This is a genomic window from Nostoc sp. UHCC 0252 (assembly GCF_034931145.1).
GTDB lineage: Bacteria > Cyanobacteriota > Cyanobacteriia > Cyanobacteriales > Nostocaceae > Nostoc.
Genome location: NZ_JAYGHE010000022.1, coordinates 1 through 18,836, shown reverse-complemented (window position 1 = coordinate 18,836; position 18,836 = coordinate 1). Strand labels below are relative to the sequence as shown.

The window sequence follows — 18,836 nt, the reverse complement described above, 5'->3', positions numbered from 1 at the left end:
TCACGAATTCAGTTCCAAAAGTTTAAAAATGGACTCAGGGCTAACCAGTTCAGTTGTTTCACCTTCAGCGATCGCTTGCTCCATTGACACGTCTTCAATAATTTCTGCCAGAAATTCAGAGACTTCTTTTCGATTGTCACGAATTAATTCGACGATCGCGCTTTTCAATATTTCCTTAAGTTGATCTGGGTTTATAGTAATCTCAGACATTGTGCCTCCATTAGGTTAGTTTGAGTTTGATAGATTGATTCCTAACGCTTCAAGCTGCTGGTTGATCCAAGTTATTGCTGTCGCCTCATCGGTTTCGATCGCTCGTTCTACTCCTGTTTTAGCAATTTCTAACAGTTGCTTGGATTCTAGCTTTAATGAAAATGATGAGTTTATCTTCTCAACAATGTTTTGCTGCTGGGGTTTCGGCAATATTGGGATTAGTAAATTGGCTAGATCCGGCTGAGAAATACTATAGTAAGCCACGCCATGAACCCTGCGCTCAACCTGTAAATAACCAAATTTTGAATTCAAAAATAGGCTGACATACTCCGGTAGAATTTCTTTTTTAGAAGCTGAAGTTAAACGTACAAGCATTATTTCACTGCTAATAATCCCGTTAACTTCTAGTTCTGTAACAACTGCGGAGTTGCCAAAACTACCTTTACGAGTGAAAAGAATATCTCCTACCTGCAAACCTACGGGTTTATCAACATCAGCCATCGTGATTGGGATTTTGACAGCACTTTCAAAATTAATTTGTCCGTTTTTAACATCACTAACACGAATGTAAGGTGTTCCTTCTTCGGTATATTCTCGATAGTCAAACCCATTTTGAATCGGATTTATCAATGAGCCTAAATTTTGAGATGGGAAACCACAACCTTTAATAACTTCTTCTACTTGATCATACTTTGGCTGGTAATACTCAGCGTCGAGGCGATCGCAGGATAGGAACGACTCAGTAAAACTCTTGACGGCAATCGTTTCTTCAGTGGGTTGCCAGTCCCTCAAGCCAAGCTCCGACAACAGCAAATTCTCAGCTTGTTGATAGAGAACTTTTGATTGTCTCAAAGATATATGTGCAGATTGAACTAAACTTTCAATGTTATTTTGAAATTGGCTTGAAAGAAAAGGGATTTTAAGAGTCTTTATTTTGTATATAAAAAGGTTGAGTTGAACGTTTCCTGTAGATTCTCTAAGAGTTTGAAATTTTCCATATTTAGAAATAATAAATGTAGATAAAAAGTATGGTTTGAAATCCCTTTTTACGCGAACAATTCCAACATGCCTATCAGAATTTGCTGGAAGAATTGTTTTATCAACTACAGCACAATTGCCAATTGTACCTACTGTTGAAATTATTACATCACCTTTTTGTAGCTTTGTACGAGGATTTTTATTGTGCTGTTCAGTTGATATACATTCATTACCTGATAAATCAAATATATTTTCCTTTGGAGATTTGGCAGAGATTAAATTAATCGAACTACTTTCGTCAAATTGAATTGACTCATGAATTCCATCTGTCACGTATGCGAATTCTTCAATTCTACGGTACGGCAATCTTTTAATTTTTTTCAACTTAGCTAAGTATTCAATATTGAAATATTCACTATCAATTCTAAGTAGCTCATTGTCTTCTAAAACATCTGTAAAATTTAATTCAACTGCTTCCAGCCCATCCATTAACCGCCGATACCTTACAGCATCAAACGGCGTAACAGATGGGCTGGATTCAAAAAAACTGAGCTTCTCCTTTTTGGCAAACTCAATAAACGCTTCCGCAATGCCGTCTTCTGTCAGTCCTTCGTGGTTATACAAATCATGATCCACCACTAAATGACCGTGAACATCTTGCAAAAAATCGCCCTCCACCCCAACCACTCGCTGCATCGGAGAAGGCGGCATCAATTTGCTGAGTTCGTCATCAGGCGGTGAAGTAGACGATGAAATTTTGCGCCAGATTTTATCCCCAGAATTATCCTTTCCCGATTTCCGCATCGTCGCAAAAAAGATGTTGTAGTCATCCTGTCGAGGGCAGAGTGCGCCCACCTTCGGGTCATCATTCCACTTCTGCACAAACAGCACCGAAGTCTTCGTACCCGTATGCGGCTTAAACGTATTCCCATGTAGCCCCACCACCGCCAAAATCCGGCAGCGTTCGGCAATGAAATCTCGAATATTCTTATCTGATGAATTGTTAAACCGTCCTTGGGGCAACACGATCGCCATTCTACCGCCCGGTTTCAAAAAGTCCAAATTGCGCTCAATAAACAAAATATCGCGCCCTACCTTGCTTTGCCACTTACCATCGGGCTTCTTTGCCAAATCATAGCGGGCAATCATGCGCGGTTCTTTGATATCTCCGGCAAAGGGCGGATTCGCCATCAACACATCAAACTGAAACTCCCGAAAATCTTTATTCCCTTTCGGTCGCAACCGTTTCAGCCGTTTGAACCCAGCATTATAAACATTATCCCATTCTTCTTGTTCCGTTACTTCATTCCACAGTTCATAGTCCAGGGTGTTCAGGTGCAATACATTTGTCTGCCCATCCCCCGCAATTAGGTTCAGCGTCCGCGCCACTCGCACCGCTTTCTCATCAAAGTCGATCGCAAAAACTTTCTCTTCTACATATTCACTACAACGGGGTGGCTTATCTTCCAACGAAAACAAATGACTCGCCTGCAATCCTTCATCCGCCAAAATCTGCCGCCACACATGAAAAATCGTATGCACCGGAAATCCAGATGACCCCGCCGCCGTATCGATCATGTACTCATTCTCTTGGGGATTGAGCATTTTCACGCACATATCAATCACATAGCGCGGCGTGAAATATTGCCCTTTATCCCCCTTACTGCTCTGGTTGATCAAATATTCAAAGGCTTCATCGATGACATCCAGATTGGAGTTAAACAGTTTCACATTTTCCAAGGACGACACACAAACCGACAGGTGCGAAGGCGTGAGGCTAATCTTGGCATCTTCACTAAACACCCCTTCCCACTTTTTCTTTGCCCCATCAAACAAATCCTGAATTTTGGTTTTGAGTGCCGCTTCTGTTTGTCCCGTATTGCGAAACTCTAGAGAACGGGTTTTACGGCGGTTGCCCTGCCCAGAATACCACTCATCATAAAGCTTCGTAAAAATCAGCTTAAACAGTTCCTCAAATACATCTACCCCAGCATTCGCCAGTACCTCGTCTTCCATTTCTTCGATCAGGGTTTTGAGAGATTTATTCTCCTTTATCAACTTGTCATTAGCAATCAAGTCTTCCAGCGTGAATTTGATCTGAAGAATATCTGCTAGGGTTTGATTAGCGTTGGGCAAACCGGGGATATCTTCAAAATAATTGGGATCTTTGCGCTGGTAGTAAGAAATTTGATCGCCATTCGTCCAAATTGCGATCGGCGCACCTGTGGCATTGCAGTAAGAGCGAAGCTGATCCTTCCCGTCTTTGAGCTTCGGCTTCTTTAGCTCCACCAGCATATACACCGTGTTTGGACGATCTTTGTCCATTACCACAATGTCTGCCCGTTTCACCTCGCGCCCGAAGTTCACCCCATACTCGACTTCAATGCGACTGAGAGGATAGTGGAGGCGTTTATTCAAAACCTGTAAATATAGCTGCCGGATTGCTTCCTCTGGTGTCAGCTTAATTGCCTTCTGACGCACCAAACAAACGATATAAGGCACTTCGCCACTTTTGGTTGCTTTGGGAGTAATGCTCTGCTCTAACTGCTCAATTTCCGCCGCAGTAAACTGCGACAGTTTGTAGTTTGAGTCTTTGAGGATATCGGCTAGGTTCATCAGGCGCTACAGGATCTACATCAAGGCTTAGTCCGTTATAGAGTGTAACGCTATTGTAGAAACTGACCTATAGGTTTTCTGAATAGTTTGAAGACAACTTCCTAATTCTAGATATAACGTGAGTTTGACAAGTCTTGTCTGACCTCTCCCCCAGCCCCTCTCCGACACGGAGAGGGGAGTAAAAAGCTGAATTTTTCATTGCTCCTCCCTTTCCGTTTCGGAGAGGGAGGCTGGGAGGGAGAGGTCATCTCATATTGCTGGCTGTCTTTGCCATACTTCAATACCAAACCACTGACCAAGTAAACGAACAAACTTGTGTTCTGCAAGAATGGACTTGTGTTCTGCACGAATGGACTTGTGTTCTGCAAGAATGGACTTGTGTTCTAAATCAAAACTATCAAAATTCTTCCAGATGCTTTGGTTATCATAGACGAAACTGTGGCAGAAGCGATCGCCATTAGTTACGGTAATCAGTTGCATAGTGATGATGGGATTATTCCCCAGTCTCAAACCACCAAGGGTCATTAGTATCATTAGTTTTAATCAAAATAGCTTTTTTTCGCATGAACCGTTTCAGCGCGGCTGCACCCATGCGTGAGCCTCCCATACCAGAAAATTTAAAGGCGTTTTTCTCTCCCTCGTACATGATGGCGGTGAGTGCAGCATCGTTGATACTAATAGCACCTGCATCTATCTGCTGGGCAATTTCTAAGGCTTCAGGTTCCGAGGCAAAGACAGCAGCACTCAATCCATAAATCGAATCGTTTGCTAAAGATACTGCTTCCTCAACTGTGGAAAAAGGCATTATTGGCATAATGGGGCCGAAAGTCTCTTCGGTCATCACTTTCATGGAATGATTAACCTGTGTGAGAACTGTCGGACGACACCACCAACCCCCACCTAAATCTTCAATCAAACCGCCGCAGTGAATTACTGCTCCCTTTTCTACTGCATCTAAAAGATGATCGCTAATAATCGCTGCTTGTCTTTCGGCAATGATGGGGCCAATTTCTCCACTTTCAACGGTGGGATACGCTAGCTCAAGGCGATAAGCTCTAGCTACTAATTGATGGTAAAACTTTTCAAATATGGATTCAGCAACATAAATTCGCTCAATTGATAAGCATGATTGTCCGGTGTTGACGACGGAACCCCACAAGATTGCTGAGATTGCTAATTCTAAATTGGCTGATTCTAAAACGATCGCAGGATCTTTTCCTCCTAATTCCAAAAAAGCTGGAATAAACCGTTTTGCAGCCGCTTCTGCCACTTTTTGCCCTGTAGTTACACTGCCTGTAAAGCACACTAAATCTACATTGTCAATCAAAAGAGATCCGGTTGTGCCTGCTCCTTCAACAAAAGTTAAGACATCGCGCAATTTGGGGACGGCGTTGATTGCTGTTGCCATTGGTGCGACGAAGCGGGGAGCAATTTCACTCGGTTTGACAATGACAGCACAACCCGCGAGCAATGCCGGAATGGTATCAATGGTTGACAGCAGCAGTGGAAAATTCCACGGGCTAATTATCCCCACTAGAGGGTAAGGAACAGATGTTTGTTGCAAGGCGATAAATGGAATTGCTGTATTTTTTGCAGAGTCTTGCAGCAATTCCGGTGCTAATCTACACCAGCGATCAATGCTAGAGAGAAAGGAATCTATTTCTAATACCGAGGTTGATAATCTTCCCGTATCATTTACCAAAGCTTCCGTTAAGCGATCGCGCCCTGACAATATCGCTTGTTTCCACTGTTGTAAAGCTTCAATTCTCCCCTCTAAACCCAGTTGTTGCCAGCGAACTTGCGCCCGACGCGATCGCTTACACTGTTGTGCCAGCAACCTTGGGGGCGGCGGGACAATTACGTAGTCAAATTTGCCAGTTCGGGGATTACGGACTTCTATTGGTTTTGTCATTTGTCAATAATTAATAGTTATTCTTCCCCTGCTTGGCGGCGATCGCGGCGTAATGCTCCTAAATCAATCTCGGCAAATGCTGCCATGCTGTATCCAAATTTTTTCACTACCTTATAGAATACGATGCCTCAGTCTGAGGCCGAAAGTTTAAGCTCTTATCAAAACAGAATTCAGAATTCTGACTCCTGAATTCTTCTGCAATTATTGTTTGCTTCTTCTGTCTTTGGATAAACTTAATTTAAACAAAAAACTCCAGGTAGAAGAGAGAATGTCAAATTTCCGCGATCGCACAGAGTCAAACACCGATAAAGTTTTACTCATCGGAGTTACTGGCGGCACAGGTGGAAATGTCGTCAAGGGATTTCTTGAACAGGGAGTTACCAACCTGCGAGTCATCACTAGAGAAATTGACCTTAATCGTCCAACTCTTGCCAAGCTCAATGATGCCGGAGTTGAACTGGTAAAAGCCAACCTCGATGATGAAGCCTCTCTCATAGCAGCCTTTGCAGGAATTTCGGCTGTTTATTGCCACGCTACTTCTGCGGACTCAACTAAAATCGACCCGCTAGAGGTGGAGAGGGCAAGACGAGTTGCACAAGCTGCCAAGCAAGCTGAAATTAAGCACTTTGTCTACAATTCCGCAGGTGGAGCGGATAGAAATTCAGGAATCCCCCGCATTGAGCAAAAGTATGAAGTAGAGAAAATTCTCAAAGAAGCTGGCTTACCGACTACTATGTTGCGAGCCTGCTTGTTTATGGAGGAGTTTTGGAAGAAGTACACGCGGCCTTCCATACTTAAAGGTAGTTTCCCGTTTTCAATTCAGCCAGATAAACCCCTTCATTTAATTACAACTAAGGATATGGGCCGCGTTGCTGCCTATGTAATCGAACATCCTACCAAGTATATTGGCCAAGAAATTGAGCTAGCTGGCGATGTGCTGACTCCGAAGCAGATGGCAGAGGCATTTTCTCAAGCGCAGGGGATAAAAGTTGTCCATAAAGAGACACCTGCTTGGATTTTCTTACTCTTGCTGCAAAAAGAACTGTTCGATTTGATTCAGTGGTATCGCAAGCAAGGTTATCAAGCCGATGTCCGGCGTTTACGAGAAGAAGAGTTTCCTGGACTTCTGACCACATTTAGAGAATTTTTGGCAGAAACTGACTGGTCAAATGCGGAACTCACCTATGAGAGTCTGCGATCGCATTAGTACACTGTTTTCTCAATGATACCTACTGCCTACAGCACCCCAGAGCGATCGCACAAGTTTATCTGTCAATTCAGAACCAAACATCTGTGCGGCAAATTTATTACCTGGATCACGTTCAGCACTGCTACGGCGCAGCGCCAAATCACGAGCCGCCAAAGCTTCCCGTGCATCTTCTGGTAAGGGTTCGGCTGTATCTACCCAAGTTAGCCAGCGATCGAGGGTTTCGTGTGCAAGTGTGCGAAGCAGTTCGAGGGTTTCCAAGGTGGGTGCGCCTGTGTAGCACAAGCTAGCAGGCGATTGAAATAAGCGAATATAGACGCTTTTGCTAGTAAATGCCTTAAGGCGTGAATCTTCCTGTAACTTCAAAAATGTTTGGTTAACAGGTTCATAATAGCGATCGAGATATGCCAAATCGGTTAAAAGCTCAGTTCGGGCAATGTAATCTATATAAAAGAAAATATTTCCATTTGGAAGTGTGCCAAACTCAAAAGCTAAATGAGGAACCTGAATATGTGACTTCAACCAAGTGGTGAGACGCATGGTGGTAAAGTTTGATTTTTCCGGGTTTCCCAACCACGAATGCACTAGCCAATCAATTTCTTCCCCAGAAAAAGCAGTCAGCGAACCGTTCATATTACCATTGAGACTGCTGTATTGCTGTAAATCTTCTACAGAAGGGTCTGGATGTAACTGAAAACGAGCTTCTAGTTTTTGGTAGAGTTCCTTTGTAATTCTCCACAACTGCTCAAATACAGCTTTATTGTCTAGATCGCTTTGTTGCTGAGTCATAGTTTGAGTTTGCGGTTTTTCTATAAACTTTATATTTAGTTTGACACCTTTCGGCATCTAGCTCGTTACCCATATCGAACAACCCATTCATCGAATTCAGGAATGTGGTAAAAAGCCCATCAACTAAACCATGATAAAGCTATTGCAGCAATCTGTATCAGCCGATGATTCCTTATTTGACTCTTAATTTAGATAAATATTTTCAGCTAGATTTAGCTCTAATAATTTTTAGAAAAGTATATTCATTAGGGTTGAGTTTACATGAGTAACCGAAAAGCGCTTTTGTAATTTTATCGATACATCATCTTCAAAAAGTATTCTTTTACTATATTTATATTCATAAAAAAATATAAATATATGGCTATGAATATATTTATTTAGTATTAACACTGATTAAATCATATTTAAAAAGGTGTTAATTTTAATCCATGCACAATTATAATATATCTAAAAAAATAGTATAAAATGCGTCTAGCTTACAAACTGAGATTTGTTTCTTCTCAACTAGTAACTGTAACAGTACTGCTGACATTGTTCTTGTTTATCCCTCAGATTTTGCTAAATTGGCAAGCATATTATAATTTCAATAATATTATTAAACATGAATTTAAACTACAAATGCTGAGTGATGAAATTACTTATCTTGATGAAGTTTTAACAATGTCAGCCCGCATGAATGCTGCTACAGGTAACGCTGCTTGGGAACAACGATATCGCCAATTTGAGCCTCAACTCGATATTGCTATTAAAGAATCTATTAAGCTGGCTCCTAAAGCATATCAAAATGAGAATACCCAAAAAATTGATGCTGCTAATCAGCTTTTGGTTACAATGGAATATAAATCTTTTGATTTAGTTAATAAAAATCAAAAAGGAGCAGCACAACAACTACTTTCTAGCAGAGAATATGAAACTCAGAAGCGTATTTATGCTGATGGTGTTGCCAAAAGGAACCGTAATATATCACTTCAGTTACAGCAGAAGATTGATGAATATTACACAAGAATATTTTGGGCAGTTTTAGAATCTATTATAAGTTTAGCACTGCTGATTCCGGCATGGCTTTTAGTACTGAATTTATTGCAACAATATTTAAAAGCTAAAAAAATTGCTCAAGCTGCCTTAGAAGAAACGAATTGTAGGTTAGAAATGCAAGTGGCAGAGAGAACGGCAAAATTAGAATATAAAAATCTTCAACTACAACAGACACTACAAGAATTGCAATACACTCAAGTACAACTTATTCAAACTGAAAAAATGTCCTCATTAGGTCAGTTAGTTGCTGGTGTTGCTCATGAAATCAATAATCCAGTTAATTTCATTTATGGAAACCTGATACATATTAGAGAATATAGTCAGCAATTACTAACTTTAATTAAGCTGTATCAGCAAGAAAATTGTAATTACAATTCAGAAATAACTAGTCTGATTGATAAGATAGATTTAGAGTTTATTATTGATGATATGCCAAAAATATTATCGTCAATGGAAGTTGGTACTGAGCGCATTTGTGAGATTGTGCTAACTTTGCGGAACTTCTCGCGTCTTGATGAAGCAGAAATGAAACCTGTTGATATTCATGAAGGAATTAATAGCACACTATTAATTTTACAGCATCGTCTTAAAGAAAATCATAAACAACAAGAAATTGCAATAATCAAAAATTATGGTAATTTGCCCCTTATTGAATGTTATGTAGGAGGATTAAATCAGGTATTTATGAATATATTTAGTAATGCTATTGATGCTTTGGATGAACATAAAGGAAACTTTAAAAAAAACCTGAGTTCTATTATTGTCCATACTCAAGTGAAGAATGAAGAGTCTGTGATTATTAGTATTAAAGATAATGGGCCAGGAATAACAGAGGAAGTTAAATCTCGATTATTTGACCCTTTTTTTACTACAAAACCTGTAGGTAAAGGCACTGGGCTAGGATTATCTATTAGTTACCAGATTATAGTAGATAAGCACAAGGGAAAAATCAACTGTATTTCTGCACCAGGTAAGGGTACAGAGTTTGTGATTGAGATTCCTATCAAGCAGACGCGGTAAGCAAATATATGAATTCTTTAGTTTAGCTGAATGAACCGTATTAATCCGTCCCCTACATTTCTGGAATATTCATAGCTCTACGCTAATAGTCTAACTTAAATAATCACTCGAAGAGATAGATTATTTGTAGTCACAGCTTTGACATAATATTGCAATAGCTTTGTCAAGCTTATCTGCAATAGTTTACTCATCAAACTGTTTAACGGAACTAGGCAGGTAATCCCTGCCTTTTTTAATCAATGCCTTCCAGCACTGCATTCCCTTACTATTATAATTATGGGTGATTCTCCTTTACCTGAGAATTACTAATAGAAAATCCTCGACGCGTAGGTTTAATCCTAGCTAATTCCACCTGAAAACTTACCTTGTCGGTCATTTCACCACTTCTTGCTTCTAAAGTCCACTTACCAGGACGTAAATTCCAAAATAAAGAATTAGCTGAATTTGTATTTAACTTTTCGCCATTTAGCCACCATTCAACAGGCGCAAATTTATTTCCTGCTAGCTTAAATTCGAGTTTTTGCTTCGCTTCTTCACCTGGATACACTAAAAATAAATCGCCATGATGGGGAGATAAAATTCTCAAATTGGTAGAAACAAGACTCGATTGCTGCTGTTTTGCCAACCACTCGTTATACTCTGGTGGTAAGTTAAATTGATTGTTACCTTCGTAGGCAATTTTATCTTGTGGATAGAAATATTCCTGCACCACTGAAGTACAATCTGGTGTCGGCCGTAATCCCGAAATTGCACAAATAGGTAACTGTATTAAACCTTTAGGAGGCGGAAAAGCTGCTGGTTCTTGATGTTCGTGCAGGTGTAACATAATCCGATTCCATAAGGGTGCAGCGCCTGTCACACCTGAAACTTGTCGCATCGGTTCCCCGTTGAAATTGCCTACCCAAGTAGCGACGGTGTAATCAGTAGTGAAGCCAACTGTCCAAGTATCACGAAAATTGGAAGAAGTGCCAGTTTTAACAGCAACAGGAAAGGGCAAATTTAACACAGAGTTTACACCAAACGCTGTGGCACGAGCATGATTATCACTGAGGATGTTAGTAATTAATTGCCATATTGTCGTCGAATTTTGGATTTTACATCGCATATTTGGTGCGCTTTCAGCGCAACTTGGATTTTGGATTGGAGAATCGGAAAATTTGCTTACTAAAGGGATAGCATCTCCAAGTCGTGCCATAGTAACGTAAGCTCTAGCTAATTCCCATAAACTGACTTCGCCACTACCGAGAGTTAACCCTAAACCGTAATGTTCTGGGGTTTGATTCAGATTTTCAAACCCAAGTTGATGCAGTCGTTCTAAAAAAGTCTGCACACCTACTTTTTCTAAAACCCTCACTGCGGGTACATTCAACGAATTTGCTAAAGCGATTCGCACCCGCACTGGGCCAAGAAAGCGTTCGGTGTAGTCGGTTGGGCTATAAAGTCTCGCACCAGGAATTGCATAACGGGCGGGGACATCTGCCAAAATGGTATTTGGGCGAATTAAACCTTTTTCTAAAGCTAATTCATACACAAAAGGCTTGAGGGTAGAACCAGGTTGACGTAGCGCTTGCACTCCATCATTGCGTCCTAGTTTTGCTTGATTAAAGTAATCAGGTGAACCGACATAAGCCAAAACTTCACCATTGTGGTTGTCAATTACCAACGCAGCTGCATCATGAACATTATTAGCGGCTAGGGAAGAAATTACCTGCTGCACCTGTGCTTCCACAAACTGCTGTAAAGGGCGATTTATAGTTGTGCGAATAACGGATTTATCCCCCCAGTTCTGTTTTTCAAAGGGAGTTGGGGAGATTTGATTGGCTAACCAAAATAAAAAGTGTGGTGCGGCGATAATTCCCCGTGGGCGAGTCTGAAACACAACTTTTTCGGTTTGTGTTCGGGCTGCGTTCGTCGAAGACGTTGGCGCAGCCATCGCACCACTAATATATTTTTCCTGTACCATCCGATTAAGGACGTATTTTTGTCGCTGCTTTAAGCGTTCCCAATGTTCGTAAGGGTTAAAGTATGTGGGATTATTGGGAATAGCGGCCAACAAACTGGCTTGAGCAAGATTTAACTCACTTGCTGGGATAGAAAAATAAGTCTGTGCGGCTGCTTCTACACCATATATATTCCCGCCCATTGGCAGCCGATTAATATATGCAGAGAGAATTTCATCTTTATTCATCCCTGCTGTTAACCGCCAAGATAGCCAAATCTCTTGCAGTTTACCAGAAAAGCTGCGGGGGACGGGATCTAACATCCGCGACAGTTGCATAGTAATAGTGGAAGCGCCGGAAACAATTCGTTTCGCGTGGATGGCTTCTTTGGTGGCGCGGATAACAGCTTTCATATCCAACGCGCCGTGATGGTAAAAGCTGCCATCCTCGGCGGCTAAAATAGCATGGATAAACTGGGGTGAAACCTGACTTAGTGCGACTACTGATGTATGTTCTTGGTCACGGGTGAGCAATATTCCTAATGGTAAACCATTGCGATCGCTAAATTGCATTGCCAGTTGATTTTGGGCAATATCTGCGGCTCGAACGGGCGCAAAATAGGGTAATAAGCGTATAATCAGGCAGATTACCAGCACAGCTAGGATAACTTTGCTACTTTGCTTAATTTGGAGTAGCGATCGTAAAATTAGTTTCATCAGGGAATCCCTGTTAAGAAAACCTACCTTAATTTTGACGCAGTGATTACATCGATATCAGTAAATATGTCAAATCCTTAATAATTTATTTGAAATAACTTAGCAGATGTAAATTAATATTTGCAGAAGTTAAATACTGATTCATAGTTAAGAATTGTAGTGATTTTTAGGAACAATCACATAGAATTAGTTATCTATGTAAATAAACATAGTAAAATCCAAACTCTAGGTAAAAAATAATCATATAGCATCCTTTATTTGTCTTGGTATTGCCAATTTAATAAGGTATGCAAAGTTTTGTTAGCTATAAATTGTGAATTTTTTATTTTAAATTACTAAAAAATATGATTATAAAATTTTTACTCAGTTCCTACCATAAAATTCTCTCTTTCTTACTTAGCTTACTTCGTATCCTTAGTGGTAGCCTGCGGCAAGCTGAAACGTCTACGTTAAAAAAAATTAGCCATTCCTCACGCCAGAAGAGAAGAATACAGTTTCTTCTTCTCTTTACATTCATGTTAGCGATGACAGGGTGTAATTTTTTTGGTATCAACTCAAGTAAAGAACAACTCCCAGCAGTATCCCCACTTACACCACCAAAATTACCAGACTGGATTGAACAAATTAGTCCCATTGGTGATGCAAAATCTCTCAATCAAATTCGCATCCGTTTTAAAGAAGCTTTAATTCCAGTTGAAAGTCTTGATAGTCCAGAACAACAGAAAATATTAGAAAAATTTGCCCTTTGGCCACCTTTACCTGGTCAATTTCGCTTTTTAACACCGCGTATGGTAGGTTTTCAAGCTGAGAAAGCATTGCCAATAGCGACAAGATTTCAAGTCACTCTCAAAGCAGGTTTAGCTGATTTAAAAAATCATCAATTAGATAAAGATTTACCTTGGACTTTCAATACCGAATCTATCAACCTGACTAATTTACCCGGTGTCAATCCTATTGAAAAGGCTGATATCGAACCCATTGATTTACAACCAAAGCTACAGTTTACTTCTAACGTAGAATTAAATTTAGCTTCTGTACAAGAAAAATTACAGTTAATTCCTGAAGGAAAAAATAAGGGTGTAGGCTTCAAAGTCGAATTAAATAAAGAAGAAAAACCAGTAAAAAACGAAGAAGATCCTTTAGAAAAATTTGACCCTTCAGCCCGCAATTGGATTTATAATCTTATTCCACAGCAAAACCTCGAAAAGGCAACCCCTTATCGCCTAGTCTTTTCTCCCGGAATACGTCCTGCTTATGGCAATCTCCCTACAGAGAAAGAATTTGCTAGTAAATTAGTAACTTATTCGCCTTTAGCATTCCAGAAAATTAACTTTTACGGACAGCCAGATTCCGGTGGAACTTTTGGAAGATTTATTAAAGGCAGTCCTCAGCTAGAATTTAATAACGTTTTACTGCCAGATTCAGCCAAAGAAAGTATTACTATTAATCCAGCACCGAAAGACATTTCGAGAATTCTCCAAGTTAATGATGAAGATAAAGTTGTCGGCATCAATCCTTATGCGCTAGAACCTGCTCAAACTTATACAATTACTATCGGCGGAAATCTCAAAGATAAGTTTGGGCAGACTTTGGGGAAACCTCTAACATTGAAATATGATACTGGAGATTTAGCTGGGGATATCTGGGTACCATCAGATTTGAATATTTTTCCCATAGGTAAAGATTTACAGTTAAATATTAGTACGGTAAACCTGCCAGAATCAAAATACAAAGCAACTTATCGAGTAGTTGAGCCAACAGATTTAGTTTATTTTAATTATAGTAACGATTTCTTGCCAAAACCTTCTGATTGGCAAAGTTTTAACGTATCAGATAAGAAGAATCAATCAGTTGATATTGCTGTTCCACTGCGGGAAAAAATAAGTTCTACTACGGGAATGTTAGCTTATGGAGTCCAAGCCCGTACTAATAAATATCAGGAAAATGGAAAAGAACTGTGGCGAGAACCTACCACTTATGGCTTGGTTGAATTGACGAATTTGGGCGTATTTACTCAGTGGTTCCCTGATTCAGGCTTAATTCGCGTCAATCATCTGACAGATGGTTCGCCTGTTCAAGCGGCGGTTGTGGAGATTTATCAATCAAAATTACAAGCAAAATCTCGCCCCGAACCAGTACCTTGTACAACGGGTAAAACAGATGAAAATGGAATTTTTAGAATTGTCCGTGAAGGATTACAACAGTGTTATTCTGGCAATGAAAGTTCTAGCAAATCACCACAATTATTAGTAATTGCCCGTGAAAACCAAGATTGGGCATTCGCTAGAACTGAAGAATATAGCGGCGTTTATGGCTATGGTATTGATGCAGGTTGGCAAGATAGTAAGCCAGAATCACGCGGGGTAATTTTCTCAGACAGACAGTTATACCAACCAGGCGAAAAAGCTTGGTTTACTGGTTTTGCTGGCTTCTTGCAAAATGGCACAATTCAACAAGATAAAAATGCCGTTTACCAATTAACTTTAGTAAATCCTGATGGGCAAAAGACTAATTTAGGTACGCAAACTACAAATGAATTTGGTACGTTTTCTCTGGAATTGCCAATCAAAACTACTCAGCGCTTAGGCTACCATACAATCCAAGCTAAGGGTAAAAATGGACAAGAACTTTCTGGTGAATTTCGGGTGGCTGAGTTTAAGCCACCCAACTTTAAAGTCGAACTGAACTTAGATAAAGAATTTGCTTATATTGACGATAAAGTTAATATTAATGCTACCAGTAATTATTTATTTGGTGCGCCTGTAGAAGGTGGAGAAGCAAAATACTTTATTACTCGTCAACAGGCTAATTTTATTCCCAAAGGTTGGGATGAATTTACTTTTGGTCGGCAGTGGTTATGGCCAGAAGAATCTCCTAGTATCTCTAGTGATGTGTTGCAAACTAATGCCCAACTAGATGCTAATGGTAAAAGTAGTCAAACTGTGAGTGTGGCTAATGATTTACCATATCCAATGACTTACCAAGTAGATGTGCAAGTTGCAGATGTTTCTAATCTGTCTGTAGCAAATTCCAAAACTTTTACAGCCTTACCAAGTAATCGTCTCATTGGGTTAAAAAGTAATTTCATTACTGATGCTGGTAAAGCTTTTCCTATTGATGTGATTGTTACCGACCCTACAGGAAAACCGATAATCGGTCAACAAGTGCGCCTGGAATTACAAGAGATTAAATACAGCAGTGTCACTCAATTAGTTGAAGGTAGCCGAACAGCAAAAAATCAAGTTGAATATAAAACAGTCGGACAAGCAGAAATTACATCTGCTAGTAATCCACAATCGGTAAGTTTGACAGCACCGGAATCTGGTTCATACCGGATTAGAGTTAATTTTAGTGATGCAAAATCTGAATTAAGTGCCACAGATTTACAAATTTGGGCAACTGGAGAAAATCCTGTATTTTGGGGTTCGAAAGAAAAAGATGTCTTAGAACTTAAACTAGATAAACAAGAGTTTAAACCTGGTGAAACTGCTACTGTACTAATTCAATCTCCCTATCCAGATGCAGAATTGTTCTTTGCAGTGATTAAAGACAAACCCCTTTATCAACAAATTACCAAAGTTCAGGGAAGCGCACCACAAATTCAGTTTCAAGTTACACCAGAAATGCTGCCAAATGCAGCCATTGAAGCTGTATTAGTAAGGCAAGGTAAACCCATCAGCCAAGTAGAAGTAGGAAGTTTAGATAACTTGGTGAAGATTGGTTTTACACCTTTTAAAGTGAACTTAGAAGATAAGTATTTAAAACTTCAAGTTAAACCAGTGCAAGCATCATTAGAACCTGGCGCAGAAGAAACAGTACAACTGGAACTGAAGGATAATCAAGGAAATCCCACCAAAGGACAGTTTACAGTCATGGTGGTAAATGAAGCGGTGTTACAACTTTCTGGTTATCGTCCGCCAGATTTGGTGGATACGGTTTATGCAGAACAGACAATATCTACCCGCTTTAACGATAATCGCGCGGATGTTATATTACAACCGCAAGATGTAGCTAAACCAAAAGGTTGGGGTTATGGTGGTGGTTTCTCAACTGGTGCAGCTAATACTCGCACTCGCACCGATTTTAAAGCGTTAGCTTACTACAACCCTTCTGTTCTCACTGATGCAAATGGTAATGCACAGATAACTTTTAAACTCCCGGATGATTTAACTACATGGCGGGTGATGGCTGTCGCCACTGATGGAAATCTGCGTTTCGGGAATGGGGACGCGACGTTTATCACCACCAAGCCACTGCTAACTAATGCCATCTTGCCACAGTTTGCCCGTCCAGGCGATCGCATTCTTGCTGGTTTATCCGTCACCAACAACACCGGGAATACAGGAAATCTCTCAATTAATGGCGAACTTAGCGGTAATGTGAAGTTTGCTGACAAAAACCCCACAACTACTGCTTTGCAAACCAAAGCTGAATCTGCAACTCATGCTTATCGCTTTCCAATGGTGGCGGATAGCGTCGGAGTTGGTAACGTTCGCTTTACCACTCAGCTAAATGGTACAGCCGCAGATGCTTTTGAATTACCTTTAGAAATTAAGCCAATTGAAATTACAGAACAAGTCGTTGAAACTGGTGTCACTGAAAAACAGGTGAAAATTCCTCTGAATGTTGATAAAAATACCTTCCCTGATGCGGGAGGTTTAGATATTCAGTTGGCGAGTACTTTAATACCGGAGATTCAAGCACCAGCAAAGCAGGTTTTAAAAGATAATGATTTGCCGTTTACAGAACCTGCTGTAAGTCAATTAATGATTGCGGCTAATTTGCAAACTATCGCCCAAAAATATGGCCAAACCTTTGCAGAATTTAATCCTAGCCAACAAGCTAATTTAGCAATCGAACAATTACAAAAACTCCAAATAGCCGATGGTGGTTTTGCTGCTTTCCCCGGACAGGAAAAATCTGACCCTTGGGTTTCTGCTTATGCGGGTGAATCTTTGGCTAAAGCTAGTCAGATATTCCCTAATTTAGTCGATTCTGGAATGCTGTCTCGCCTCAAAACTTATCTACAAAAAGTTCTAGCGAATCCTGGAGAATACGATTTTTGTAAACAATTACTCTGTAAAAGGCAACTGCAAATTAATGCTTTAATCGCCCTATCAGATTTAGGAGATAAACGCAACACTTTTCTCGCAGATATTTATGAACAGCGCAATAATTTTGATTTAGTAACTCAAATTAAACTAGCGCGATATTTATCTCAATTCCCAGAATGGCAAGATGAATCTCAACAACTAGTCAACAAGCTGCAACAGAATATCTCTGAAACTGGCCGCACAGCAGTTGTGAGTTTACCCAGCAGTTGGGGATGGATGAGTTCATCTACGACTACGCAAGCGCAGGCTTTACGCTTATTTATTGCCAAGAAAAGTAAACCCGAAGTTATAGATAAGTTATTCCAAAGTCTTCTTGCATTGCGACGGGATGGCACATGGCAAACTAACTATAATAATGCCCAAGCACTAACAGCTTTGGTAGAATACAGCCAACTGCAACCCACACCGCCGAATTTTGTTGCTACTGTGCAATTAGCTGGTAATAAGTTAGGAGAAAATCGTTTTGATGGCTACAAAAATCCTAGCTTACAACTAATTGTGCCGATGAATCTATTACCTCGTGGGCGTAATGATTTAACGCTGGAAAAAGCAGGTAATGGCACTTTACACTATCTGGTTGCTTATAATTATCGCTTGCAAGGGAATCAACCAGGCAGATTTAACGGGTTACGCATAACGCGAGGAATTAGTCAAGTAAATGAAGAGAAAGTTTTACAAAAAACGGGGATTTACGCTTTCGATAAACCCTTGACTTTAACCTCTGGACAGGTGTTTGATATTGGCTTAGAAATCATCGCCGATCGCCCGGTGGATCATATAGTAATTAAAGATCCTTTACCAGCAGGTTTTGAGGCGGTGGATGCGAGTTTTCAAACTACCACGGCTGCATTACAAGCAAAAGCCGATAGCTGGGAACTTGGGTTTAAGAATGTGTACCGCGATCGCATTATCGCCTATGCTGACCACCTGGAACCAGGAGTTTATAGTTTACATTACTTAGTCCGTTCTGTTACCCCTGGTACATTTTCCTGGCCCGGTGCAGAAGTTCACCTGCAATATGCACCAGAAGAATTTGGGCGTACTGCTGAGTCTACATTGATATTGGAGGGCGGAAAGTAGTTATTTATGCCATCTATTTGGGTTGTTTTATATGGTTGCTTTGGCTGGGAGCGATGGAGCTTTTGGACTGGTTTAGGTCATGAATTTATGCCGTTTGAAGCCCAGTAAACTACCTTATTTTCGGCAAGGTCTACGAGCTATGAATCCTATCCAGCCTACTTTATAACTTCTTTGTCACCTCTTGAGGTATGACACTTCAGGGTGCGGAATCGGGGTAAG

9 protein-coding genes are annotated in these 18,836 nt (G+C 40.4%); 3 read left to right on the top strand and 6 right to left on the bottom strand.

The window, feature by feature from the left end:
- From VB732_RS14950 to VB732_RS14935, 4 genes are all read right to left on the bottom strand, one after another.
- Positions 1-210, bottom strand: a complete 210-nt coding sequence (locus tag VB732_RS14950; protein WP_323231653.1) for a hypothetical protein — start codon at positions 208-210, stop codon at positions 1-3.
- Between the two features lie 15 nt (positions 211-225).
- On the bottom strand, positions 226-3,804 hold the full coding sequence (locus VB732_RS14945; protein ID WP_323231652.1) for an N-6 DNA methylase: 3,579 nt from the start codon (positions 3,802-3,804) through the stop codon (positions 226-228).
- Between the two features lie 249 nt (positions 3,805-4,053).
- Positions 4,054-4,284: a hypothetical protein gene (locus VB732_RS14940; protein WP_323231651.1), complete on the bottom strand. Its 231-nt coding sequence runs from the start codon at positions 4,282-4,284 to the stop codon at positions 4,054-4,056.
- A gap of 13 nt (positions 4,285-4,297) precedes the next feature.
- On the bottom strand, positions 4,298-5,716 hold the full coding sequence (locus tag VB732_RS14935; protein ID WP_323231650.1) for an aldehyde dehydrogenase family protein: 1,419 nt from the start codon (positions 5,714-5,716) through the stop codon (positions 4,298-4,300).
- Positions 5,717-5,984: 268 nt separating this feature from the next.
- Here VB732_RS14935 and VB732_RS14930 point away from each other — a divergent pair, with 268 nt between their 5' ends.
- Complete coding sequence (locus VB732_RS14930; RefSeq protein ID WP_323231649.1) at positions 5,985-6,923, top strand: NmrA family NAD(P)-binding protein; 939 nt, start codon at positions 5,985-5,987, stop codon at positions 6,921-6,923.
- 12 nt (positions 6,924-6,935) lie between these two features.
- Here the strand turns inward: VB732_RS14930 and VB732_RS14925 are convergent, their stop codons facing one another.
- Complete coding sequence (locus VB732_RS14925) at positions 6,936-7,712, bottom strand: red chlorophyll catabolite reductase (protein ID WP_323231648.1); 777 nt, start codon at positions 7,710-7,712, stop codon at positions 6,936-6,938.
- A 465-nt stretch (positions 7,713-8,177) separates the two neighbouring features.
- On the opposite strand from VB732_RS14925, the gene VB732_RS14920 reads away from it, so the two are divergent.
- Positions 8,178-9,767, top strand: a complete 1,590-nt coding sequence (locus VB732_RS14920; protein ID WP_323231647.1) for a sensor histidine kinase — start codon at positions 8,178-8,180, stop codon at positions 9,765-9,767.
- 274 nt (positions 9,768-10,041) lie between these two features.
- Here VB732_RS14920 and pbpC read toward each other — a convergent pair whose 3' ends face one another.
- Complete coding sequence (gene pbpC, locus VB732_RS14915; protein WP_323231646.1) at positions 10,042-12,423, bottom strand: penicillin-binding protein 1C; 2,382 nt, start codon at positions 12,421-12,423, stop codon at positions 10,042-10,044.
- Positions 12,424-12,947: 524 nt separating this feature from the next.
- Between pbpC and VB732_RS14910 the strand changes: the two genes are divergently transcribed.
- Positions 12,948-18,617 carry an alpha-2-macroglobulin gene (locus VB732_RS14910; protein WP_323231645.1) on the top strand — a complete coding sequence of 1,890 codons (5,670 nt, stop codon included), beginning with the start codon at positions 12,948-12,950 and terminating at the stop codon, positions 18,615-18,617.
- Positions 18,618-18,836 lie beyond the last annotated feature (219 nt).